The organism is Microbacterium sp. ZW T5_56, assembly GCF_044987425.1.
In the GTDB taxonomy this organism is placed as follows: Bacteria; Actinomycetota; Actinomycetes; order Actinomycetales; family Microbacteriaceae; genus Microbacterium.
Genome location: NZ_JBJDRI010000028.1, coordinates 40101 through 61727, shown reverse-complemented (window position 1 = coordinate 61727; position 21627 = coordinate 40101). Strand labels below are relative to the sequence as shown.

Here is a 21627-nt window from a genome sequence, read left to right as displayed (position 1 = left end):
CCCCCGCTCCCATCGCTCCCATCGCGAGAAACCCAAGCAAGTCCGAGAAACCCCGCAACGCGGGGTTTCTCGGCCGCGCATGGGTTTCTCGCGTCGAACGGGACATGACGAAGGCCCGCGTGCGGGTGCACACGGGCCTTCGGACGAAAGCGTCAGCTGAGGATCAGCGAACGACAACCGCCAGAACGTCGCGAGCGGAGAGCACCAGGTACTCGTCAGCGCCGAACTTCACCTCGGTGCCGCCGTACTTGCTGTAGAGCACGCGGTCACCGACGGCGACGTCGAGCGGAACGCGGTTGCCGTTGTCGTCGATGCGACCGGGGCCTACGGCCACGACCTCGCCCTCCTGGGGCTTCTCCTTGGCGGTGTCGGGGATGACCAGTCCACTGGCAGTGGTCTGCTCAGCCTCGACCTGCTTGATGACGATGCGGTCCTCGAGCGGCTTGATGGAAACCGACACGGTTTACCTCTTCCTTCTTGCGATTCAAGACTCGTTAGCACCCGCACTAGTCGAGTGCTAATGCCAGTGTAGGACGGCGGCTGGCACTCACGCAACGCGAGTGCCAATCCTTCAGGAACCGATCAGACTGCGCTGCCCGAGGAGCGCCGCGTAGGCTGTCGGAGTGGAGATGAGTGAGCTGACGGCCCTGCTGACGCCCGAGGGTCTCGCCCTCCTCGACGCCACCGGTGCGGTGGTCACGAGCGAAGACGCTCTCCGCGCCGTCTCGCGGCTCCGTGCCGCCGGTCACGGCCCGGAGCTCGTGTCCGCGGTGGTCACCCAGGCGCGGCTGCGCACCCGGGCGACGGCGAAGTTCGGTCCCTTCGCCGAGCGGATGCTGTTCACCCGCGCCGGCCTCGAGCAGGCCACACGGATGCCGGTCGCGGCCCGTCACGCCGGTCGGTTCCGGGCTGCCGGGATCACCAGCGTGGCCGATCTCGGCTGCGGTATCGGCGGCGACGCGCTCGCCTTCGCCGGCGCGGACCTGCGGGTACTCGCGGTGGACGCGGATGAGGTCACCGCCGCCATCACCGCCTACAACCTCGCGATCTTCGGCGACGATGTCCGCGTCCGTCACGCCCGCGCCGAAGAGACTGACCTCTCCGATGTCTACGCGGCCTGGCTGGATCCCGCCCGTCGCACCGCCGGTCATTCTGAGACCACGCGCGTGGCCGCCGACGAGTACGCCCCGTCGCTGCCCTGGGTCTACGCGCTGGCCGAACGAATGCCCGTGGGCGTGAAGCTTGGCCCAGCACACGACCGCGCGGAGATCCCCGCCGAAGCGGAGGCGCAGTGGGTGAGCGACGGCGGATCGGTGGTGGAGCTGGCCCTGTGGTTCGGTGCGCTCGCCCGCCCGGGAATCCGTCGCGCCGCGCTGGTCATGCGCGGCGACGAGACGCATGAGCTGACAGCAGCGGCCGATACCGAGGATGAGCCGGTGCGCACCCTCGGCGCATTCCTGCACGAACCCGACGGCGCCGTGATCCGCGCGCGCCTGATCGGTGAGGTGGCGCGGTCGCTGGATGCAGGAATGCTCTCCGCGGGCATCGCGTACGTGACCGGCGACGCCGCCGTCACCAGTCCATTCGTTCAGTCGTTCCGCGTGCGCGAGGAACTCCCCACCGACGTCAAGCAGCTGGCGCGTGCGCTGAAGGCCCGTGGCATCGGCACCCTGGAGATCAAGAAGCGCGGTGTGGACGTGGACCCAGCCATCCTGCGGCGCAAGCTGAAGCTCACCGGCGGCGAGTCGGCGACGCTGGTTCTCACCCGGCGCGGCAACTCGCGAGTCGCGATCCTGGCGGATCGTGTGGACCCGGCCGCGCCAGCCCGCCGGGACTGAGGTATCGATGGCATCCCCCGACCTCGAGCATCTGCGCACCTTCGTCACCGTGCATCGCACCGGCTCGCTGACAGAGGCGGCGGCCCTCCTCGGCCTCTCGCAGCCAACGGTGACCGCTCGAATCAAGGAGCTTGAAGCGGCCTGCGGGCACCCGCTCTTCGATCGAACACGCACCGGGGTGACCGCCACAGCTCGCGGCGACGAACTCGCCCGCGCCGCAGCGGCATCCGTCGATCTGCTCGACGATCTCCTCACCTCGCACCTGAGCGCACCTGCCACAGCGATTCAGCTCGGCGGTCCCGCCGAACTGCTCTCCGTGATGGTGGTGCCCCGGCTCGCCGACATCGTCGCCGTGATCGGCGCGCCCGTGCAACTCACGTTCGGGGTCGCTGACTCACTGCTGGACATGCTGCGCGCTGGAGCGTTGGACATCGTCGTCAGCGCCGTGCGCCCCCACGCACGCGGAATCTCCGCCGCACCGTTGTACGACGAGGAATTCGTGCTCGTGGGCGCGCCGCGATGGCGTGACCATTCGCCGCGGACCGAATTCGATCCGTGGGCCGAGATTCCGGTGGTCGCATACGCGCAGAATCTCCCGATCATTCGCCGGTACTGGCAGTCCGTCTTCGCTCGACGCCCCGACGGGCTGACGGTGACCGCCGTGATCCCCGATCTGCGCGGGGTACGCGATGCTGTGCTCGCCGGCGCGGGCATGTCCGTCCTGCCCGAGTACCTTGTGCGCGACCACCTCGTCCGTGGCGAGCTGGTGCTCTTGGACACCCCTGAGGTCGCCCCGTTGAACACGGTGTACGTGGCCACCCGTTCCGGGGAGACGGCGCGCAATCAGCGCGTGCGCGACATCGAAAACGAACTGCGCACGATCATCCGGTGACCAGATGTTTCTGATCGGGTCGATAGGCCTGCCGATGACCGAGCGCGGAGGCACTGGCGAACACTGAGGGAAACGAAAGGCAACCCTCATGTCACGCATCCTCATGGTCGTCACGGCGGCTGACACTCTCGTCCTCGCGGACGGCACGACGCATCGCACGGGCTTCTGGGCGGAGGAGCTGATTGTCGCGCGTCGGTTGTTGGCCGCAGCCGGCCACGACATCGTCCTGGCCACGCCCGGAGGACGACGCCCTCCGGTCGATCCGGCCTCCCTGGACCCGTCCGTGATCGGCGGCGACGAGCGCGCGGAGGAGTTCCGCGCTTCCCTTGACGCGAGCGACGCCTGGCTGGGGGTGCCCGTGGCCCTCGACGCGATCGCGCACGAGGAGTTCGACGCGATCGTGCTGCCCGGAGGTCACGGTCCGATGAACGATCTGGCGTCCGATCCCACCCTCGGACGGATCCTGGTCGACGCGAACGACCGTGAGGCGCTCATCGCGCCCTTCTGTCACGGCCCGGCCGGCCTGCTCAGCGCGGTGGACGACGACGGGCACTTCACCTTCGCGGGCCGCCGCATGACCGCCTTCACCCGCGAGGAAGAGCTCACGGGTGGCCTCGGCACTAACACCCCGTGGTTCGTGACCGACCGTCTCAGCGATCTCGGCGCGATCATCGAAGACGCCGCCCCGTGGACCAGTCACGTCGTGCGCGACCGCAACCTCATCACGGGCCAGAACCCGCAGTCCAGTGCGGCCGTGGCCGAGGCGATCAACGCCGCGCTGAGTTCGCGATAGAGCGGGCGCGGGGGCTGTCGGCAACCGCACGCAGTCCACGCTCCGGTGCGGCCGCGATCACTGCTGCCAGACGGCCACCCTCAGAACCACCAGCCGATCTGGCGGCCCACCCACCAGATCCAGCCGGCGCTGTATACGAGCGAGAGGATGCTGAGTCCGATGGCCCAGCGGCCGAGCGAGGTGCTCTCCGCCGGGCGACGTACCGCCACGATGCCCAAGATCAGGGCGAAGATGCCGAGCGGGAACAGCCATCCGACAACGCAGGATCCGATGAGCGCCGAGATCGAGAACGACAGGGCGCTGCCGCCGATGCCCTTGCGCACGAGCGCGGCGGGAGCCCACAGCGCCTCCGGCTGTTGCGGGGTCGGCTGCGATACGGGCTCGTCGCTGACGGGCGGTGCACCGCGGAGCTCCGGATCGTCTGCGGGTGCCGGGATCTGGCGGATGACGGAGATCTCGGCGGTCCAGCCGGTGTGGTCTGGATCGATCTCGGCCAGGATGTCCTCCGACACCAGATCCTCACGAACGGCCGATTCGACGACGACGTCGTTGCCGGGCGCAGCCTCGGCGCCGAGCGGCGGAACGGCGTCGGCGTCGGGGGCTTCGCCGCCTCCCGGCGACGCTGATCCGGTGCCCGACTCGTCGTCAGCCATCGCGACCCACGCCCGCCGCCTGCGCCACCTGGATCTCGGTGACCGGCAGGGTCGAATCCGCCCCGAACGCCAGTGTTGAGGCCTCGCGCCCGGACATGATGAGCTCCGAGGCGAGCCCGGCGATCATCGCCCCGTTATCGGTGCACAGCGACAACGGCGGGATCCGCACGGTCACGCCGGCCTTCGCTCCGCGCTCGAGCGCGACCTCACGCAGTCGACGGTTGGCGATCACGCCGCCGCCGAGGAGCAGGCGCGGAACGTTGTGCTGGGCACAGGCGTCGAGCGCCTTCGTGACCAGCACGTCGACCACGGCCTCGCGGAAGCTCGCGGCGACATCGGTGATCGGGATGTCCTCGCCCGCGGCGCGCTTCTGCTCCACCCAGCGCGCAACGGCGGTCTTCAGCCCCGAGAACGAGAAGTCGTAGCGGTGCTGCGCCATATCACTGGCGCGGGACATTCCGCGCGGGAAGCGGATCGCCTTCGGGTCTCCGCTCGCTGCGGCGCGATCGATCTCGGGGCCACCCGGGTACGGCAGCCCCAGCAAGCGCGCGACCTTATCGAAGGCCTCCCCCGCCGCGTCGTCCATGGTCTCGCCGAGCAGTTCGACATCGGTCGTGAGATCGCGCACCAAGAGCAGGGAGGTGTGTCCGCCGGAGACCAGAAGGGCCACGGTCGGGTACTCGAGCGGCTCCGCGGAGTCGTCGAGGATGTCCGCAGCGATGTGCCCGACCAGATGGTTGACCGCGTACAGCGGCTTGCCGAGGCCCACCGCCAGCGCCTTGGCCGCACCGACACCCACCATCAGTGCGCCCGCGAGTCCGGGGCCGCTGGTGACAGCCACGGCGTCGAGGTCGTCGAGAGTCACCCCGGCTTCGGCCAGCGCGGCCTCGATCGTCGGCTGCATGGCCTCTAGGTGGGCGCGCGCGGCGATCTCGGGGATGACGCCGCCGTAGCGGGCGTGCTCGTCCATGCTCGAGGCGATCGTGTTGCTCAGCAGTGTGCGGCCGCGCACGATGCCGATCCCGGTCTCATCGCAGCTGGACTCGATGCCGAGCACCAGGGGTTCCGTGCGGTTCACGTGAGCTTCTCCTTCACGGCGGCGGTCAGCGCCAGTCTCATGACCACGGCGTCGACGTCGTCCGGCTGGTAGTAGCGCGGGCGCCGGCCGATCTCCTCGAATCCTTCAGACACGTAGAGGGCGCGAGCGGGCTCGTTGTCATCGCGGACATCGAGGAAGACCTCGCGGGCGCCCGCATCGACGGCACGACGCAGCAGTTCGTGCAACAGCAGTCGCCCGAAACCACGTCCGCGGGCCTCGGCAGCGACCGCGATGGTCTGCACATCCGAGTCCGGCGAGCCGGAGAGAACGCGCAAGCCCGCATACCCGTGCGCGGTCTCGTGCTCGTCGACGAGGATCACGTACTGGGTGTGCGGCGAGGCGAGTTCGTCCGCCATCGTGTTCTCCGACCAGGCGTCGGTTGGAAACGACGCATGCTCCAGAGCCATGATGGCGGCGAGGTCCCCGACGCCGGCATCGCGCAGAATCATGCTCCCGCCTTCGGAGGAACGGTTTTGGGCGCGGCGACGTCGGGCGAGCGCAGGTACAGCGGCTCGTCTGGCCCGATGATGCGCCCCGCGGCGATCGCGCGCGCGGCGACGCGACCGAGCAGGCCGGCGTCGAGCTGATCGGCCTCGCCCCAGATCCAGCCGGTGAGGGCGATCTCCGCTTCGGCACGATTCACCAGTCCCGGCTCCGCGTGACGGACCGGGAGGCCGTCGGCGTCGATGCCGGTGTACGCGGTCCAGGCGATCTCACGACGCCGGGCATCGGTCGCCACCGCGAACTCCGCGTCGTCGTCGGCCTCCAGAAGGCCGAGCGCGATCGCGTCGTGACTCACCACCGGCACCACCTCGGCACCGCGCGCGAGAGCGAACGTCCGCGCGGCGGCGATTCCGATGCGAAGCCCGGTGAAAGGACCGGGCCCCATCCCCGCTGCAACGTGCGTGATGACGGGATCCCCCGCCTCCTGCAGCACCCGAACCAGCAGATCGCCGATCACCTCGGCGTGGCCGAGCCGATCATCGGTGTGCGCTTCGGCGAGCACGGTGCCGTCACGATCGACCACGGCGACCGCGGAACCCAGAGATGTATCGATCGCGAGAATCACCCCTCCAGGGTATCCCGCGCCCAGCCGTCGGTCCCTGAGCGCCCGTCGTCTCGCTGGCGCGGTCCCGGAGCGCCCTCCGCTACGGGCGCGACGTGATGCGGATGTGGCGGGTCGTGTCGCCGTCGAGGTCGTCGTCGGCGACGCCGCCGACCTCCTCACCCGTGGGGCGCTCGATCTCGATCTCCCACCAGCGATCGCGGAGCCCGTCGACCATGCCGTGCCCCCACTCGACGATCACCACAGACCCGTCGACGTCGAGGTCGAGATCATCCAGCTCTGCGGCGGAGCCGAGGCGATAGGCATCCACGTGGATGAGCGCGGCGCCGCCCACGAGGGACGGGTGCGTGCGGGCGATCACGAACGTGGGGCTCTGCACCGGACCTCGTACCCCGAGACCGGCACCGATCCCCCGCGTCAGCGTGGTCTTGCCGGCACCGAGCGCGCCGGTGAGCACGATGAGGTCGCCCGCGACGAGGGATTCACCGATACGCCGGCCCAGCGCCTCCATGTCGGCGGCGGTATCGACCGCGATGTCTCCGACCAGTGCCTCGTTCACGCCGTCGCCCCGTCCGTGACCTCGCGCCGCGGCACCCGGCCGCCGATGCGCGTGACGATCTCGTAGTTGATCGTGTCGGCGGCGTCCGCCCACGCTTCCACCGCGGGATCCCCGGCGGCGGGGTCGCCGAACAGCACGACCTCGTCTCCCACCGCGACGGGCGCATCGCCGACGTCGACGATGAACTGGTCCATCGCGATGCGACCCGACACGCGCAGCACCGCATCGCCGATCCGCACCGGCGCTCGGTTGGATGCCTGCCGCGGGATCCCGTCGGCATACCCGAGCGGCACCAGCGCCAGCGTGGTCTCCCGTTCGGTGCGATAGGCGTAGCCGTAGGAGAGCCCGGTTCCAGCGGGAACCCGCCGGACGTTCGCCACCGTGCCTCGCAGGGTCATGCTGGGACGCAGACCCAGCTCCGCCGCGCGGAACTTGTCCGGATCGGGGCTCAGTCCGTGCAGGCCGATGCCGATGCGCACCAGGTCCAGTCGAGTGTCGGGGAGTCCGATCGCCGCGGCCGTGGCGGCGATGTGCCGCAGCCGCGGGCGGATGCCGATCGCCGCAGCGCGCTCGACCCCGTCGAGGAATGCGGCGAGGGCCGCCCTGTCGTCGGCGTCGGACGTGTTGGAGACGTGCGAGAACAGTCCGTCCACGTCGAGGACACCAGCCTGCCGTGCGTGCAGAGCAACCGCGAACGCTTCATCCCAGTCCTCCGGGGGCAGCCCGTTGCGGCTGAGCCCGGTGTCGAGCTTCAGGTGCACGCGCGCCGGGTTCGCCACCGATCCGGCGTCGATCGCGGCGCTGAGCTGCTCCAGGGTGGAGATGCCGATCGTGATGCGCTCTGCCACGGCCCGCTCGAATCGCGTGCCGGGAGCGTGCAGCCACGACAGGATGTCGGCTGTGATGCCCGCTTCGCGCAGTTCGAACGCCTCGGACAGATCGGTCACCCCGAGCATCACCGCGCCCCCTGCGAGGGCAGCGCGCGCGGTGCGAACAGCGCCGTGGCCGTACGCGTTCGCCTTCACCACGGCGAGGATGGGCGTGCTCGTGAGCGCGCCGAACGTCCGGGTGTTGGCCGTGATCGCGTCGGTGTCGATCACCGCTTCGCGCAACGGCTGAGCGGTCGAGTCGGAAACCATCACAGGCCCTTCCCTCCGACCGGGCGATCCGGCCGAAGCTCGGCGATCACATACGCCGTGGCGAATCCGCCGTCGTGCGACATCGAGACGTGCATCGTGCTGATGCCGCGCGCGATGACCGTGGCAGCGGTCGCGCCCGTGAGCGAGAAGAACGGTCGCCCTTCGGCATCGTTTCGCACCTCGATCTCGCGCCAGTACACCCCGTCCGAGCCGCCGAGAGCCTTGATGAAGGCCTCCTTGGCGGCGTAGCGGGCGGCGAGGGAACGCGCCGGCATCGGCTGCTCGTTCGCGGTGAACAGTCGCTCGCGCAGACGCGGAGTCCGCTCGAGTGTGCGTTCGAAGCGCGCGATGTCGACCAGGTCGACGCCGATGCCGGCGATCAGGCTCACAGGTTCGCGCTCACTCCACCGTCACGGACTTGGCGAGATTGCGCGGCTGATCCACGTCCAGCCCCTTCGCGGTGGCCAGGGCCATCGCGAACACGTGCAGCGGCACCACGGCGAGGATCGGCTCGAACAGCGGCTCGGCCAGCGGGATGCGAAGCACCTCGTCGGCGAACGGCAGCACGGCGGCATCGCCCTCCTCCGCGATCACGATGACGCGCGCGCCGCGAGCGCGGATCTCCTGGATGTTGGAGACCACCTTGGCGTGCAGCAGCGACGAGTGGCGCGGTGAGGGGACGATGACGAACACCGGCTGACCGGGCTCGATGAGCGCGATCGGTCCGTGCTTGAGCTCGCCTGCGGCGAAGCCCTCGGCGTGGATGTAGGAGATCTCCTTGAGCTTGAGGGCGCCCTCCATCGCGATCGGGAATCCGACGTGACGGCCGAGGAACAGGACGGAGCGGGTGTCGGCCATCCAGTGACCGAGCTGACCGATGCGCTCCTGCTGCTCCAGCACGCGACTGATCTTGGCGGGGATCGCCTCCAGCTCCCGCACGTGGCGGGCGCCGTCGTCTGCGCTGATCGTGCCGCGAATGCGACCGATGTGCAGACCCAGCAGCAGCAGCGCCGTGATCTGCGCGACGAACGCCTTGGTGGAGGCCACAGCCACCTCGGGACCGGCGTGCGTGTAGACCACCGCATCGCTCTCGCGCGGAATCGTGGCACCCTGCGTGTTGCAGATGCTGAGCGTCTTCGCGCCGGCCTCGCGGGCGTACTTCACCGCCATGAGGGTGTCCATCGTCTCGCCGGACTGGCTGATGGAGACCACCAGCGTGTCCGGACCGATGACCGGATCGCGGTAGCGGAACTCGTGTGCAAGCTCGACGTCGGCCGGGATGCGGGCCCACGCCTCGATGGCGTACTTGCCCACCTCGCCCGCGTAGGCGGCGGTGCCGCAGGCGACGATGATGATGCGGGTGATCCCGGCGAACAGCTCGTCGAGGCCGTCGAGCTCGGGAATCACCACCTGCCCGTCCTGCAGGCGTCCGCGGATGGTGTTGGCCACAGCCTCGGGCTCCTCGGAGACCTCCTTGGCCATGAAGCTGGGCCAGCCCCCCTTCTCCGCGGCAGCTGCATCCCAGTTGACGGTAAACTCCTCCGCTTCGACAGGGTTGCCGTCGAAGTCGGTGATCTCCACGCCGGCGGGCGTGATCGCGACGATCTGGTCCTGCCCGATCGCGAGGGCGCGGCGGGTGTGCTCGACGAAGGCGGCGACGTCGGAGCCGAGGAAGTTCTCGCCCTCGCCGAGTCCGATCACCAGCGGCGAGTTGCGACGCGCTCCGACCACGAGGCCGGGGCTGTCGCGGTGGGTCGCGAGGATGGTGAACGCGCCTTCGAGGCGACGCACGACGGCACGGAAGGCAGCGCGCAGGTCGCCCGTGGCGCGGTACTCGCGACCGAGCAGGATGGCGGCCACTTCGCTGTCGGTCTCCGAGCGGAACGTGAAGCCCTCGGCGAGGAGTTCGTTCTTCAGCTCGGAGAAGTTCTCGATGATGCCGTTGTGGATGAGGGCGAGACGGTCATCGTCGGCGAGGTGCGGGTGGGCGTTTTCGTCGGTCGGTCCGCCGTGTGTCGCCCAGCGGGTGTGACCGATGCCGGTCGATCCGTCCGGCATCGGCGCGGCAGCGAGGTCTTCACGCAGCACGTTGAGTTTCCCGGACTTCTTGCGCATGTCCAGGCCGCCGTCATCGTCGATGACGGCGATACCCGCGGAGTCGTAGCCCCGGTATTCGAGCCGAGCGAGGCCGGCCAACAGAATGGGCTGGCTCTCACGAGCACCCACGTATCCAACGATTCCACACATGGTCCTGATTCTAGAGGCGTGCCCGGAGGCGTTCCTGTGACCTGTGAGGAGCGCGCGTCACAGTTTGCGGAGGGAGACCCGCTCGACGCTGTGCCCGGCCCCCTTGCGGAGGATGAGGCTGGCGCGGTGCCTGGTGGGAAGAACGTTCTCGACCAGGTTCGGCATGTTGATGTCGTTCCAGTACCCGAGCGCCGCCTGCTCTGCCTCCGCGTCCGTGAGGTGCGCGAAGACGTTGAAGTAGGAGTGCGGGTTGCTGAAGGCGCCCTTGCGCAACTCCAGGAACCGGTCGACGTACCACTTCTCGATGTGCCGGGTGTCTGCGTCCACGAACACCGAGAAGTCGAACAGGTCGCTCACCGCCACCTCGTTCGGGCTGGGCGGCGGCTGCAGCACGTTGAGGCCTTCGACGATCACCACGTCCGGACGACGCACCACGACGTGAGCGTCGGGAACGATGTCGTAGCGCATGTGGGAGTAGAACGGGGCACGTACCTCTTCGGCACCTGACTTCACCTCGGTGAGGAACTCGATCAGCGCACGACGATCGTAGGACTCCGGGAAGCCCTTGCGATCCATCAGGCCCCGCCGCTCCAGCTCCGCGTTGGAGTAAAGGAAGCCATCGGTGGTGACCAGCTCGACGCGCGGCGTGTCCGACCAGCGGCTCACGAGCTCGCGCAGAAGTCGAGCAACGGTCGACTTGCCGACGGCGACCGAACCGGCCACGGCGATCACGAACGGCGTGGTCACGTCGGGTTCATGCAGGAACGCGGCCGTGTCGGCACCGAGCCGCTTGGTGGCGGCGGCGTAGAGGCTGAGCAGGCGGCTCAGCGGCAGGTAGACCTCGCGCACCTCGGTCAGATCCATCCGATCGCCGAGGCCGCGCAGCTGCACCAGTTCCGGCTCGCTGAGCGGTTGCGGCATCCCCTGTGCGAGCTGTGCCCACTCCGCGCGGGTGATATCGCGGTACGGGCTCAGCGGCGATGCGGGCGCGGCAGGCATTCCGCCATGCTATCGCGGCCGTCCGGGCGTCGCGCACGGGCGAGTGCCCTAGCGTGGGAGCCATGCAGCGCATCGCTTTCCTGGACGTCGACGGCACGATCATCGATTCGTTGGGACGTATCGATCCCACCACGATCACCGCGATTCGCGAGGCACGCGCCAATGGGCACCACGTGTTCCTGTGCACGGGTCGTGCGGAAGCCGAGATCGCGCCGTCGGTGCGGGAGATCGGCTTCGACGGTATCGTCTCGGCGGGCGGCGGGTTCGTCACGATCGATGGCGAGCTGATCATCGAACGCGCGATGCCCACGGATCTCGCCACCGAGCTGCTCGACTTCCTGCGTGCCGAGGATCTGCCCGCCGTGTTGCAGACCTTCACGGGAACGTATGCCGAATCGGCGGCCGTGGAACGGATCACCGCGGGTGCGATCCGCGCGCATGAGGCTCTTGCCGCAGCGGGCGTGGACGTCTCGCACGCGGGAGCGGCCGAACCGACGGTGCGCGACATCGCCGAGGCCCCCGATGACGTTCGCGACCACATCGCCAAGGTGGTCTTCGTCGGCGACGATCACAGCGCCTACGATCGCACGGTCGCGGGCCTCGGCGACCGGTTCCACATCGTGACCGGCTCCATCCCGTTCCTCGGTTCCGCGAGCGGGGAGATCTCCGGCCCCGGCGTGAACAAGGGCACCACGATCGAGCTGCTGCTCCCCCGTCTCGGCTTCACGCGCGACCAGGCGATCGGCATCGGTGACAGCCCCAATGATCTGGAGATGTTCACCGCCTGCGCCGTCTCCGCCGCGATGGGCAACGCCACGGACGCGGTGAAGGCCGCGGCGTCGGAGGTCACCTCCGCCGTGCTCGACGGCGGAGTCCACGCCGTCTTCGCCCGCCACGGCCTCCTCCCCTGACGCAGTCCCCTGACGCGATTCCTGACCTGACGCGAGCCGCCTGACGCGAGCCCCATGTCCCGCGAAACTTCCCTCTGTGGGCGACAATCACCGCATTGCACGGATTCTCGCCCACACACGGAAGTCTCACGGGTTATGGGTTACGGCGCCAGGATCGCGGCATCAGGATCATGGCGTCAGGGATACGGCATCAGGATCGCGGTGGCGGGGTCACGGCATCAGGATCGCGGCGGCAGGATCGCGGCGGCAGGATCGCGGCGCCGAAATCCGGAGTGAGAGGTGGCGCGGGTGAGGTGTCACGGTGTGGCGAGAGCGCACCGGAGGGTCGCGTGTCGTGCGCTACGGTGTTGCGGTGGCCCTCACTGATCTCCCCCTCGATGACCTGCGCACCTTCCGACCCGACGTCGCCGAGCCCGACGACTTCGACGCGTTCTGGGAACGCACGCTGACCGAATCCCGCGCCCTGCGCACGCCCTCCGCCCTGGTCCCGGCAGAGACGCCGATCGATCAGCTGATCGTGGAGGACCTCACGTTCAGCGGATTCGGCGGCGAACCGATCCGCGCGTGGGTCACGCGCCCGAAGGATGAGACCCCGCGCGCCGCCGTGGTGCAGTTCATCGGATACGGCGGCGGACGCGGCCTCGCCGGCGAGCAGCTGCAGTGGGCGGCGGCCGGCTACGTGCACGTGTTCGTGGACACCCGCGGCCAGGGATCGAGCTGGGGATCCGGCGGCGACACTCCGGACCCGCACGGTTCCGCGGGCGCGGCTCCGGGTTTCATGACGCGCGGCATCGATTCTCCCGACACCTACTACTACCGCCGGGTCTTCACCGATGCGGTGCTCGCGATCGACGCGGTCCGCGAGTTCGCATTCGTGGATCCCGCGCGAATCGCGGTGACAGGCGGCAGCCAGGGCGGAGGCATTTCACTGGCCGCAGCCGCCCTGCACCCCGACGTCGCCGCGGTGATGCCGGATGTGCCCTTCCTCTGCCACTTCCGCCGCTCGGTCGAACTCACCCCGTCACTGCCGTTCCCCGAGATCGTGCGGTATCTGGCCGTGCACCGCGACGCTGCCGAGAACGTGTTCCGCACCCTGTCGTACTTCGACGGCGTGAACTTCGCGCGCCGCATCACCGCGCCCGCGCTGTTCTCCGTCGCACTGATGGACGACGTCGTGCTGCCGTCGAGCGTGTTCGCGGCCTTCAACCACCTGGCATCGAGCGACGCCGACATCGAGGTGTACCCGTTCAACGGTCACGAGGGCGGTGGCGCCGTGCAGTGGCTGCGCCAGACCTCCTGGCTCGCCCCCCGCATCTGACACCCCGAGACACCCAAGCAAGTCCGAGAAACCTCGCGATGCGGGGTTTCTCGGACTTGCTTGGGTTTGTCGCAACGTTGCCACCGGGCGATACGCTGTGCGGATGCGCCTCGGGGTCCTCGATATCGGCTCGAACACCGTCCACCTGCTGATCGCGGAGATCCATGCCGGCGGCAGACCCATCGCGTCGGTGAGCGAGAAGGCTGTCCTGCGGCTGATGCGATTCCTCGAACCCGACGGGTCGATCTCGCCGGCGGGGGTCGATGCGATCCTCGCCGCTGTCACCCGAGCGCGCGAGATCCTCGACGACGAGCGCCCCGACGACCTGCTCGCCACCGCGACGAGCGCGGTGCGCGACGCGACCAACGGCACCGCCGTGATCGCCGAGATCGAAGCACGACTCGGTCACTCCCTGCAGGTGTTGAGCGGATCCGCCGAGGCGGAGCTCACCTTCCTCGCCGCGCGCCGGTGGTTCGGCTGGTCGGCGGGCCAGCTGCTGATGTTCGACATCGGAGGCGGATCTCTGGAGATCGCCTGCGGCAGCGAGGAGGTGCCCGACGTCGCGCTGTCACTTCCGCTGGGTGCCGGTCGGATGACCATCGAGCACCTGCCGCTGGATCCTCCGGGCGATGAGGCCGTCGCGCGTCTGCGCGAGCACGCCCGTCACCTGCTGGTGCCTGCCGCTGCGGCGTTCGCCGGTCAACCCGCCCCGGATCACGTCGTCGGCTCTTCGAAGACCATCCGCTCGCTCGCCCGTCTCGCCGGAAACGTGCTCACTGGCTGGGCGGGGTCCGACCGCGTGACTCTCTCGCGAGATCAGCTCGGCGACTGGGTGCCCCGGCTGGCGAAGCTGCCCGCCGAGTCGCGACACATCCTCCCCGGCATCACCCCGGATCGTACGTTCCAGATCGTCGCGGGTGCGGTGGTGCTGCACGAGGCGATGCTCGCGCTCAGTGTGGACGAGCTGGAGGCCTCCCCCTGGGCGCTGCGCGAGGGCGTCCTCCTGCGCTACATCGAGTCCCTCTAGACACGAGAAACCCAAGCAAGTCCGAGAAACCCCGCGTTGCGGGGTTTCTCAGACTTGCTTGGGTGTTTCGCGGTCAGATCGCGAGACGGGATTTCACGACCGCGGCCAGCGTGGCGGCGTGACGGTGAGCGGAGTCCTCGTCGGCTGCCTCGACCATCACGCGCACGAGTGGCTCGGTGCCGGACGGACGCAGCAGCACACGACCGGTGTCGCCGAGCTCCGCCTCGACGGCAGCGACGGCGGCGGCGATCTCGTCGTCGCCGTGCACACCGTCCCGGTCGACGCCACGGACGTTCACCATCACCTGCGGGTAGATCGTCATGATCTGCGCGAGCTCTGCGAGCGACTTCTTCTTGTGCGCCATCTCAGCCACCAGGTGAAGGCCGGTGAGCACGCCGTCGCCGGTGGTGGCGAACTCGCGCATGATCACGTGACCCGACTGCTCGCCGCCGAGCGCGAAGCCGCCGCTGTTCATCTCCTCGAGCACATAGCGGTCGCCGACCGCCGTGGTCTTCACGGTGATGCCCCGCTCGCCCATGGCTCGGTGCAGGCCCAGGTTGCTCATCACGGTCGCGACCAGCACGTCGTCGGTGAGCACACCGCGTTCGTGCATGGCGGCCGCGAGGATCGCCATGATCTGGTCGCCGTCGATGAAGTTGCCCTCGGCGTCCACCGCAAGGCAGCGATCGGCGTCGCCGTCGTGGGCGATGCCCACATCGGCGCCGAGACGGACGACAGCCTCCGCAAGGTTGTCCAGATGGGTCGAGCCGACACCATCGTTGATGTTGAGCCCATCGGGGTCGGCACCGATGACGGTGACCTCAGCGCCGGAGTCACGGAATGCATCGGGCGAAACCCCGGAAGCCGCACCGTGCGCGCAGTCCAGCACCACGTGGATGCCATCGAGACGGTTCGGCAGCGAGCCCAGGAGGTGGATGAGGTAGCGGTCCTCGGCGTCGGAGAAGCGGCGGATGCGGCCGACTCCGGAACCGGTCGGTTGCAGTTTCGGTCCGGTGAGGGCCTGCTCGATGCGCAGCTCCACCTCATCGGGAAGCTTCACTCCGCCGCGGGCGAAGATCTTGATGCCGTTGTCCGGTGCCGGATTGTGCGAGGCGGACACCACGACGCCGAAGTCGGCAGCGGTGTCGGCCACGAGGAACGCGAGCGCGGGGGTCGGGATCACACCGGCGTCGAAGACATCAACGCCGGACGAGGCGAGCCCCGCAGCGACCGCCGCGGACAAGAACTCGCCCGACACCCGGGGGTCGCGAGCGATGACTGCAGTGAGACGCTTGCCCTCTTGGCGTCGCGCCTCTGCAGAACGGCCCTGGCCCAGGACGACAGCAGTCGCCTGGGCCAGGGACAGCGCCAGATCGGCGGTGAGGGGGCCGTTGGCCAGCCCCCGCACCCCGTCCGTGCCGAACAGCGGCATCGGAAGGTCCGAACCTTAACGCTTCGAGTACTGAGGCGCCTTACGGGCCTTCTTGAGACCAGCCTTCTTGCGCTCCTTGACGCGAGCGTCGCGCGACAGGAAGCCGGCCTTCTTCAGGGTCGGGCGGTTGTTCTCGCGGTCGATCTCGTTGAGAGCGCGCGCGATGCCGAGGCGGAGCGCACCGGCCTGACCCGAGGGGCCACCACCGGAGATGCGAGCGATCACGTCGTACGCACCAGCCAGGTTCAGGATGGTGAACGGGTCGTTGATCAGCTGCTGGTGCAGCTTGTTGGGGAAGTAGTCCTCAACCGTGCGGCCGTTGACCGTGATGGTTCCCGAACCGGGGACCAGACGCACGCGGGCGATGGCCTGCTTGCGACGACCCACGGCAGCGCCGGGAACCGAGAGGACGGGACGGGGAGCCTCGACGGCGGCCTCAGCCGGCGTCTCGGTGGAGTAGTTCTGCGGAGTTTCGATGTCAGCCACGAGTGTGTCCTTTTGGAGAGCGGCGCTTACTGGGCGACCTGGTCGAAGATGTACGTCTTGGGCTGCTGAGCGGCGTGCGGGTGCTCGGCACCGACGTACACCTTCAGCTTGCTCAGCTGATCGCGACCCAGGGAGTTCTTCGGCAGCATGCCGCGAACAGCCTTCTCGACGGCGCGAACCGGGTTCTTCTCGAGGAGCTCGGCGTAGGCGACGGCCTTGAGACCACCCGGGTAACCCGAGTGACGGTAGGCGATCTTCTTCTGGAGCTTCTGGCCGGTCAGGGCGACCTTGTCAGCGTTGATGATGATGACGAAGTCACCGGCATCCATGAAGTTGGTGAAGGTGGGCTTGTGCTTGCCGCGAAGGAGGGCGGCAGCGTGCGAGGCCAGGCGACCGAGCACGACGTCAGTCGCGTCGATGACCAGCCAGTCACGCTGGAGCTCGCCAGCCTTCGGAGTGAAAGTGCGCGTCACGATAGTGCTGCTTTCTTTGTGTCGAACGGAGAGGTTCGTGAATCCCACTCCCGTGGCGGTTCTCACAGCGAGGCTGTGCGAACTGACCGGTGGAGGGCTCACGTTCGGGCATGCTTTCAGCAGAGGGAGCACACCAAGGGTTGAGTCTACGTCATCCGGGCACGTCGACCAAATGCGCCGATGGCCGGACCTTCGCGGGCCCGGCCATCAGCTGGCGTCTCGACGAGGTCAGCTCGTCGCTCGGCGGCGGGCGATCAGCACGATTCCACCGAGAGCGATGACGGCGAGCGCGAGGGCGGCGAGTTCGACTGCCCCGCCCCCGTCCTGGCCGGTCGTCGGCAGCGCAGCTGTCGGAGCCGGAGTGGATGGCTTACCCGTGGGAATCACCGGAGACGTCTCGGTCGGCGTCGCCGTCGGCGCGACAGTGTCCGTCGGCGTCGGGGACGACGTCGGTGTCGGCGTGGGCGTCACGGTCTCCGTCGGAGTCGGCGTCGGAGTCGGCGTCGGTGTCGGTGTCGGTGTCGGTGTCGGTGTCACGGTCTCCGTCGGAGTCGGCGTCGGCGTCGGGGACGGCGTCACGGTCTCCGTCGGTGTCGGTGTCGGTGTCGGTGTCGGTGTCGGTGTCGGTGTCAGTGTCGGCGTCGCAGTGGGCGTCGCGGTCGGAGACGGCGTAGCTGTAACCGTCGGCGTCGGGGACGGGGTCACCGTCTCCGTCGCAGTCGGCGTCGGGGACGGCGTCACTGCGCGTCCGATACCGTGCCATTGCGTCGTCGCCGTCGCGTCGTTATCGGCCGAGGCGGTCGCGTGGTTCACGTAGGCCCCCTCGCCCACCGGGCCGCTGGCGGTGAACTCCACCGATTCATTGGGTGCGAGCGTGCCATCGAAGCCGTTCGGGGCGGTCACCGTCACCTGGTCATCCGTCACCGTGACACCGGTGGCCGTGGTGTTTCCGGTGTTCGTCACCGTGTAGACCCAGCTCACCGTGTCGCCGGCATCCACCGTCACGGCGTCGGGCGCGGTCGTCGCGATGACGCCGTTGCCCTTCTTGACGATGGTCAAGCCTGTCGTCTCCCCGAATCCGTGCCACTCGGTGGTGGCATCGGGTACACCCGACGCCGTCGCGGTGGCGTGGTTCACGTACGCGCCAGCGGCGATCGGCCCGGAGGCGGTGAACTCGACACTCTCGTTCGGAGCGAGCGTTCCGGAGAAGCCAGCAGGCGGCGTCAGTGCGCCGAGCAGGTCATCACTGACGGCCACGCCCGATACCGGGGTGTTGCCCGCGTTCGTGACGACATAGGTGAAGTCGACCGTGCTGCCGGCAGGCACGATGTGCGCATCGGACGCTTCGGTCGCGACGACGTCATCGCCCTTCTTCACGATGGTCAGCCCGCTCGTGACGCCGAATCCGTGCCACTCGGTGACGGCATCGGCGACGTCATCGGCCGAGGCCGTGGCGTGGTTCACGTAGGCCCCCGCAGGAATCGGACCCGAGGCGGTGAACACCACCTCGGCACCGGGTGCCAGGGTGCCGTCGAATCCCGCCGGAGACAGCACGGTGATGTCCGTGGCCGCGACCTGGTCGTCGACGAGGGTGACCCCGGTCGCCGGGATGTTCCCCGTGTTCGTGACGGTGTAGGTCCACGTGACTGTGGAGTCCGCCGGCACCTGGACGGCTGCGTCGGCCGTGGTGGCTACGGCGTCGTTACCCTTCTTCACCAGGGTGAGGCCGGTGGTCTCCCCGAATCCGTACCAGTCGTCGGTCACGTCCGCCGCCTCGACCGATGTGACCGTGACGGTGTTGTGATAGGCACCCGCGGCAACCGGCCCGTCGACGGTGAACGTGGCGGTGGCGTTCGGCTGCAGCGTGCCGTCGAATCCGGCGGGCGGGGTCAGCGCGCCGAGCACGCTGTCATCGGCGGTGATCCCCGTGACCGGAACGTTGCCGGTGTTGGTGATCGCGTACGCGAATGTCACCGTTGCATCGGCGGCGACATGCAGCGCGTCAGCCACGGTGTCCGTCGCAACAGTGTTGCCCGTCTTGACCACGCTCAGCGCGGCGACGGCAGCGGGCGTCACGAACGTCGTGCACGCCGGGTCGCCTGAGCCCGCCTCGTTGAACGGCGTGATGCACGCCTCATAGGAGGTCTCCGCGATCAGCCCACTCAGGGCGCGTGTCGTGTCCGTAGATGTTGCCGCTCCACCGGGCACGGGAGCGGTGGTCCAGGCGGGAGCGCCGACGACACGGTACTTCACGACGTAGTCGAGCAGATCCGGCTGCTGGTATCCCACGGTCGAGGTGCCCCAGGTGAGCGTCGCCGATGTCGGGGCGACCGCGGAGGCGGCTGCGGTTCCGGCGATGGACGTGGGAGTCTTGCCCCAGATCTGCACGATGGCACGCGAGTTGCTGGCCGCCGTGGTGTCCTGGGTCGTCATGTAGACGAGTCCGCGGTCATCGACCGCGATGCCGCGCACGAAGTTCATGGCGGAATCGTTCTGCGCTGCGGGGGCGTTCACCGGAGCAGGCGCGGTCTTGGCGGCGCCCGACGCCAGATCGAGTGCGGCGATCTTGCTGCTCACACCGCCCAGCGCCACGTAGACGGTGTTCGATGCTTGGTCGGCATGCAGGTCGAAGACGGTCTCGAGTCGCGTGAAACCGAAGATGCTGAAGTTCGGGAAGACCACCTGGCCGCCCGTGCCGAACGTGGTGTCCAGCGTCCATTTCCAGCCGGCCGGGTTCCAGCGGGCGTTGACGACGCCACCCGTCGTCGCGACGATGTACTTCTTGACGGTCGCACCGCGATAGAGACCGGCGACCGGTCCCTGTCCCACATCACCGACGAAAACGGTGAGGGTGCCGTCGCCGTTGTCGTAGGCGTCGAGACCCCATACTTCGCCGGTGAGCTTCGGGTTGTTGAGGTACAGGTTCGCCTGGGTGGCCGTCGGGTTCGCGCCCAAGGATCCGAAGAGGTAGGCGCCGTCGGCATCGAAGTAGAAACCGGCGGAGCTCAGGAACTGCCCAGACGCGTCGTAGATGTTCGCGGCCGAGTTGGAGGACGACACGGTGTAACCCGAGTCGGTGACCGCGAGCTGAACGGTGCCGCCCGCGTATCCGGTGGCGCCCCACGTCGTGGGTCCCCAGCTTCCGGCCGCCGTCGCCAGAGTCGGGTCCGTGTAGCGCTGCATGGCCAGCCAGCCGGCCGGACCCTCGTATCGGCCGGTCACCACACTGGAGTCGGTTGCGACGCTGACACCACGCGGCCCTCGCGGTGTGCCAGTGGGCAGGTACGCCAGCCCGACGGGCTCGACGATATCGTGCACATCGACGGCACCGCTCTTCGTGTTGACGATGTCGTAGGCACCGCCGCCGAGGTAGTCGCCATGCCCCGCAGATCCGGGTGACGCAGTGAGGTCGAAGGTCTGGATCGAGTGACCCGCGACCTTGTTCCCGTTCTCCCACGACGCGATGCCGCTGTCGGTCACCGCGACCGTGTTCCCGCGGATGTCGAGCGCGTAGGGCAGGAAGAACTGTCCCGCGGTGGGCTGCAAGGTGTTGTTGACCTGGCCGAACTGCCCGACGTAGCCCCACTTGCCGGAGCCGGTGGCACGGCCCTTCGCGGTGGCGACGTCGGTGGAGACGGCGGTCGCAGCCGGCGCGAGAACGAATCCTCCGACGACCAGTCCCACGATCGCGGCGGACGCGATCAGGGTGCGACGGATGATGGACTGACGCATGCAGCTTCCCCCGGAATCATGCTTCCCCGCCGAGCAGGATCGCGCAGTCGGGCGCGCGATCATGGCACACGGGAACGCGCCATACGGGGACGCGCTCACAGTAGCAGAGGCATCACGTACAGCGGAAGAAATGCGACAGATCCGAGTGGGCGCCCTGTCGCGCGAGGGAGCGAGTCAGCCGACCGGGCGGTAGGGGGCGCGAGCGGCGCAGGTCACCAGAATGGGCAGGTGATCGCTCTCCCCCTGCGGCAGGGTGTGCACGGCTTCGACGGTGAGACCGACGGCCGTGGCGAAGTCGTAATACCCGCGGAAGAAGCGGTAGCGCGTGTACGTGCGAGCATCGCTCATCACCAGCTCGTGTCCATCCGCGCGCATGCGACGCGACAGATCCTCCTTGAAGACGGGGTAGTTGTAGTCCCCCACCATCAGCTTGGGAAGGCCGGCCCCCAGCCGATCCAGCTCGCTGAGAGCGGTGCGGATCTGATGGCGACGCAGCGAGTTCAGCGCGGTGAGCGGTGCCGCGTGGAATGACGCGATGATCACCTGCGAGCCGCTGTCGATGTCGTGCAGCAGCACCCCGAGCACACGCTCGTGCGCCGGGCGAAGCACGCGATCGTGCAGCGACTTCTTCAGCGCGAGGGTGATGGTTCCGTCACAGCGGAAGGCACTCTGCCGGTAGTAGACGGCCAGGCCGAGCCGGTTGCCCCGCGTGGCGGCGGCCAGGAGGAGTCCGCCGATCCGCTCGGGAATGTCGGCGGTGTCGGCTTCCTGGAGGCACAGCACGTCGGGATCGTGTGCGTCGACGAGCGCCGCCAGCTCACCGGCTGCCCGGTGCTTGCGCAGGTTGTACGAGATGACCTTCATGTGCCAACCAGGGTAACGCCCAGCACGGTCTGTGAGGCGAACGCCGGTCGTGAAGACACCAGCGGGGGCCGGACGATGTCCGACCCCCGCTGGTGCGTT

21 protein-coding genes are annotated in these 21627 nt (G+C 68.6%); 6 read left to right on the top strand and 15 right to left on the bottom strand.

The window, feature by feature from the left end:
- Nucleotides 1–163 precede the first annotated feature (163 nt).
- Nucleotides 164–460, bottom strand: a complete 297-nt coding sequence (gene groES, locus ACI3KU_RS13815; protein WP_039394204.1) for a co-chaperone GroES — start codon at nt 458–460, stop codon at nt 164–166.
- Between the two features lie 163 nt (nt 461–623).
- Between groES and ACI3KU_RS13810 the strand changes: the two genes are divergently transcribed.
- From ACI3KU_RS13810 to ACI3KU_RS13800, 3 genes are all read left to right on the top strand, one after another.
- The gene (locus tag ACI3KU_RS13810; protein WP_404922881.1) at nt 624–1838 is read left to right on the top strand and encodes a THUMP-like domain-containing protein; all 1215 of its coding nucleotides are present in this window, start codon (nt 624–626) and stop codon (nt 1836–1838) included.
- Between the two features lie 7 nt (nt 1839–1845).
- Nucleotides 1846–2730 carry a LysR family transcriptional regulator gene (locus ACI3KU_RS13805; RefSeq protein WP_404922880.1) on the top strand — a complete coding sequence of 295 codons (885 nt, stop codon included), beginning with the start codon at nt 1846–1848 and terminating at the stop codon, nt 2728–2730.
- A gap of 88 nt (nt 2731–2818) precedes the next feature.
- On the top strand, nt 2819–3523 hold the full coding sequence (locus tag ACI3KU_RS13800) for a type 1 glutamine amidotransferase domain-containing protein (RefSeq protein ID WP_404922879.1): 705 nt from the start codon (nt 2819–2821) through the stop codon (nt 3521–3523).
- An 80-nt stretch (nt 3524–3603) separates the two neighbouring features.
- On the opposite strand, the gene ACI3KU_RS13795 is transcribed toward ACI3KU_RS13800, so the two are convergent.
- The 9 genes from ACI3KU_RS13795 to coaA form a co-directional block, all read right to left on the bottom strand.
- Nucleotides 3604–4176, bottom strand: a complete 573-nt coding sequence (locus ACI3KU_RS13795; RefSeq protein ID WP_404922878.1) for a hypothetical protein — start codon at nt 4174–4176, stop codon at nt 3604–3606.
- Nucleotides 4169–5254, bottom strand: a complete 1086-nt coding sequence (gene tsaD, locus ACI3KU_RS13790) for a tRNA (adenosine(37)-N6)-threonylcarbamoyltransferase complex transferase subunit TsaD (protein WP_404922877.1) — start codon at nt 5252–5254, stop codon at nt 4169–4171. Before tsaD ends, ACI3KU_RS13795 begins: the two co-directional genes overlap by 8 nt.
- Nucleotides 5251–5724 carry a ribosomal protein S18-alanine N-acetyltransferase gene (gene rimI / locus ACI3KU_RS13785; protein WP_404922876.1) on the bottom strand — a complete coding sequence of 158 codons (474 nt, stop codon included), beginning with the start codon at nt 5722–5724 and terminating at the stop codon, nt 5251–5253. Before rimI ends, tsaD begins: the two co-directional genes overlap by 4 nt.
- Entirely contained in the window at nt 5721–6344 is a 624-nt protein-coding gene (tsaB, locus tag ACI3KU_RS13780) for a tRNA (adenosine(37)-N6)-threonylcarbamoyltransferase complex dimerization subunit type 1 TsaB (RefSeq protein ID WP_404922875.1), read from the bottom strand. Before tsaB ends, rimI begins: the two co-directional genes overlap by 4 nt.
- A 79-nt stretch (nt 6345–6423) precedes the next feature.
- Nucleotides 6424–6852: a tRNA (adenosine(37)-N6)-threonylcarbamoyltransferase complex ATPase subunit type 1 TsaE gene (gene tsaE, locus ACI3KU_RS13775; protein WP_404922883.1), complete on the bottom strand. Its 429-nt coding sequence runs from the start codon at nt 6850–6852 to the stop codon at nt 6424–6426.
- 44 nt (nt 6853–6896) lie between these two features.
- Nucleotides 6897–8039, bottom strand: a complete 1143-nt coding sequence (gene alr / locus ACI3KU_RS13770; protein ID WP_404922874.1) for an alanine racemase — start codon at nt 8037–8039, stop codon at nt 6897–6899.
- Nucleotides 8039–8422, bottom strand: coding sequence for a holo-ACP synthase (locus tag ACI3KU_RS13765; protein ID WP_404922882.1), 384 nt, complete (start codon nt 8420–8422; stop codon nt 8039–8041). The genes alr and ACI3KU_RS13765 overlap by 1 nt, the downstream gene beginning before the upstream one ends.
- Before the next feature lie 16 nt (nt 8423–8438).
- Nucleotides 8439–10286 carry a glutamine--fructose-6-phosphate transaminase (isomerizing) gene (glmS, locus tag ACI3KU_RS13760; protein WP_404922873.1) on the bottom strand — a complete coding sequence of 616 codons (1848 nt, stop codon included), beginning with the start codon at nt 10284–10286 and terminating at the stop codon, nt 8439–8441.
- 57 nt (nt 10287–10343) lie between these two features.
- Entirely contained in the window at nt 10344–11285 is a 942-nt protein-coding gene (coaA, locus tag ACI3KU_RS13755; RefSeq protein ID WP_404922872.1) for a type I pantothenate kinase, read from the bottom strand.
- A gap of 62 nt (nt 11286–11347) precedes the next feature.
- Between coaA and ACI3KU_RS13750 the strand changes: the two genes are divergently transcribed.
- The 3 genes from ACI3KU_RS13750 (at nt 11348) to ACI3KU_RS13740 (ending at nt 14541) form a co-directional block, all read left to right on the top strand.
- On the top strand, nt 11348–12196 hold the full coding sequence (locus tag ACI3KU_RS13750) for an HAD family hydrolase (RefSeq protein WP_404922871.1): 849 nt from the start codon (nt 11348–11350) through the stop codon (nt 12194–12196).
- A 352-nt stretch (nt 12197–12548) separates the two neighbouring features.
- The gene (locus ACI3KU_RS13745) at nt 12549–13514 is read left to right on the top strand and encodes an acetylxylan esterase (RefSeq protein WP_404922870.1); all 966 of its coding nucleotides are present in this window, start codon (nt 12549–12551) and stop codon (nt 13512–13514) included.
- Between the two features lie 103 nt (nt 13515–13617).
- Nucleotides 13618–14541 carry a Ppx/GppA phosphatase family protein gene (locus ACI3KU_RS13740; RefSeq protein ID WP_404922869.1) on the top strand — a complete coding sequence of 308 codons (924 nt, stop codon included), beginning with the start codon at nt 13618–13620 and terminating at the stop codon, nt 14539–14541.
- A 73-nt stretch (nt 14542–14614) separates the two neighbouring features.
- Here ACI3KU_RS13740 and glmM read toward each other — a convergent pair whose 3' ends face one another.
- The 5 genes from glmM to ACI3KU_RS13715 all read right to left on the bottom strand — a co-directional run bounded on the left by glmM (nt 14615) and on the right by ACI3KU_RS13715 (nt 21528).
- A complete protein-coding gene (gene glmM, locus ACI3KU_RS13735; protein WP_404922868.1) occupies nt 14615–15973 on the bottom strand; it encodes a phosphoglucosamine mutase in 1359 nt (452 codons plus the stop codon).
- A gap of 15 nt (nt 15974–15988) precedes the next feature.
- Nucleotides 15989–16459 (bottom strand): 30S ribosomal protein S9, encoded by a 471-nt coding sequence (gene rpsI / locus ACI3KU_RS13730; RefSeq protein ID WP_404922867.1) that lies wholly within the window; start codon nt 16457–16459, stop codon nt 15989–15991.
- A 26-nt stretch (nt 16460–16485) separates the two neighbouring features.
- Nucleotides 16486–16932 carry a 50S ribosomal protein L13 gene (gene rplM, locus ACI3KU_RS13725; protein WP_404922866.1) on the bottom strand — a complete coding sequence of 149 codons (447 nt, stop codon included), beginning with the start codon at nt 16930–16932 and terminating at the stop codon, nt 16486–16488.
- Between the two features lie 228 nt (nt 16933–17160).
- The gene (locus ACI3KU_RS13720; RefSeq protein WP_404922865.1) at nt 17161–20664 is read right to left on the bottom strand and encodes a hypothetical protein; all 3504 of its coding nucleotides are present in this window, start codon (nt 20662–20664) and stop codon (nt 17161–17163) included.
- 174 nt (nt 20665–20838) lie between these two features.
- Nucleotides 20839–21528, bottom strand: coding sequence for an endonuclease/exonuclease/phosphatase family protein (locus ACI3KU_RS13715; RefSeq protein ID WP_404922864.1), 690 nt, complete (start codon nt 21526–21528; stop codon nt 20839–20841).
- Nucleotides 21529–21627 lie beyond the last annotated feature (99 nt).

Bases quoted from the DNA above. Each gene is read 5' to 3' on its own strand.
- alr (WP_404922874.1), bottom strand. From the start codon at position 8,039: ATGGTTTCCGACTCGACCGCTCAGCCGTTGCGCGAAGCGGTGATCGAC.
- rimI (WP_404922876.1), bottom strand. From the start codon at position 5,724: ATGATTCTGCGCGATGCCGGCGTCGGGGACCTCGCCGCCATCATGGCT.
- glmM (WP_404922868.1), bottom strand. From the start codon at position 15,973: ATGCCGCTGTTCGGCACGGACGGGGTGCGGGGGCTGGCCAACGGCCCC.
- coaA (WP_404922872.1), bottom strand. From the start codon at position 11,285: ATGCCTGCCGCGCCCGCATCGCCGCTGAGCCCGTACCGCGATATCACC.
- ACI3KU_RS13805 (WP_404922880.1), top strand. From the start codon at position 1,846: ATGGCATCCCCCGACCTCGAGCATCTGCGCACCTTCGTCACCGTGCAT.
- tsaE (WP_404922883.1), bottom strand. From the start codon at position 6,852: ATGGAGGCGCTGGGCCGGCGTATCGGTGAATCCCTCGTCGCGGGCGAC.
- ACI3KU_RS13720 (WP_404922865.1), bottom strand. From the start codon at position 20,664: ATGCGTCAGTCCATCATCCGTCGCACCCTGATCGCGTCCGCCGCGATC.
- glmS (WP_404922873.1), bottom strand. From the start codon at position 10,286: ATGTGTGGAATCGTTGGATACGTGGGTGCTCGTGAGAGCCAGCCCATT.
- ACI3KU_RS13750 (WP_404922871.1), top strand. From the start codon at position 11,348: ATGCAGCGCATCGCTTTCCTGGACGTCGACGGCACGATCATCGATTCG.
- ACI3KU_RS13740 (WP_404922869.1), top strand. From the start codon at position 13,618: ATGCGCCTCGGGGTCCTCGATATCGGCTCGAACACCGTCCACCTGCTG.
- ACI3KU_RS13795 (WP_404922878.1), bottom strand. From the start codon at position 4,176: ATGGCTGACGACGAGTCGGGCACCGGATCAGCGTCGCCGGGAGGCGGC.
- ACI3KU_RS13715 (WP_404922864.1), bottom strand. From the start codon at position 21,528: ATGAAGGTCATCTCGTACAACCTGCGCAAGCACCGGGCAGCCGGTGAG.
- ACI3KU_RS13800 (WP_404922879.1), top strand. From the start codon at position 2,819: ATGTCACGCATCCTCATGGTCGTCACGGCGGCTGACACTCTCGTCCTC.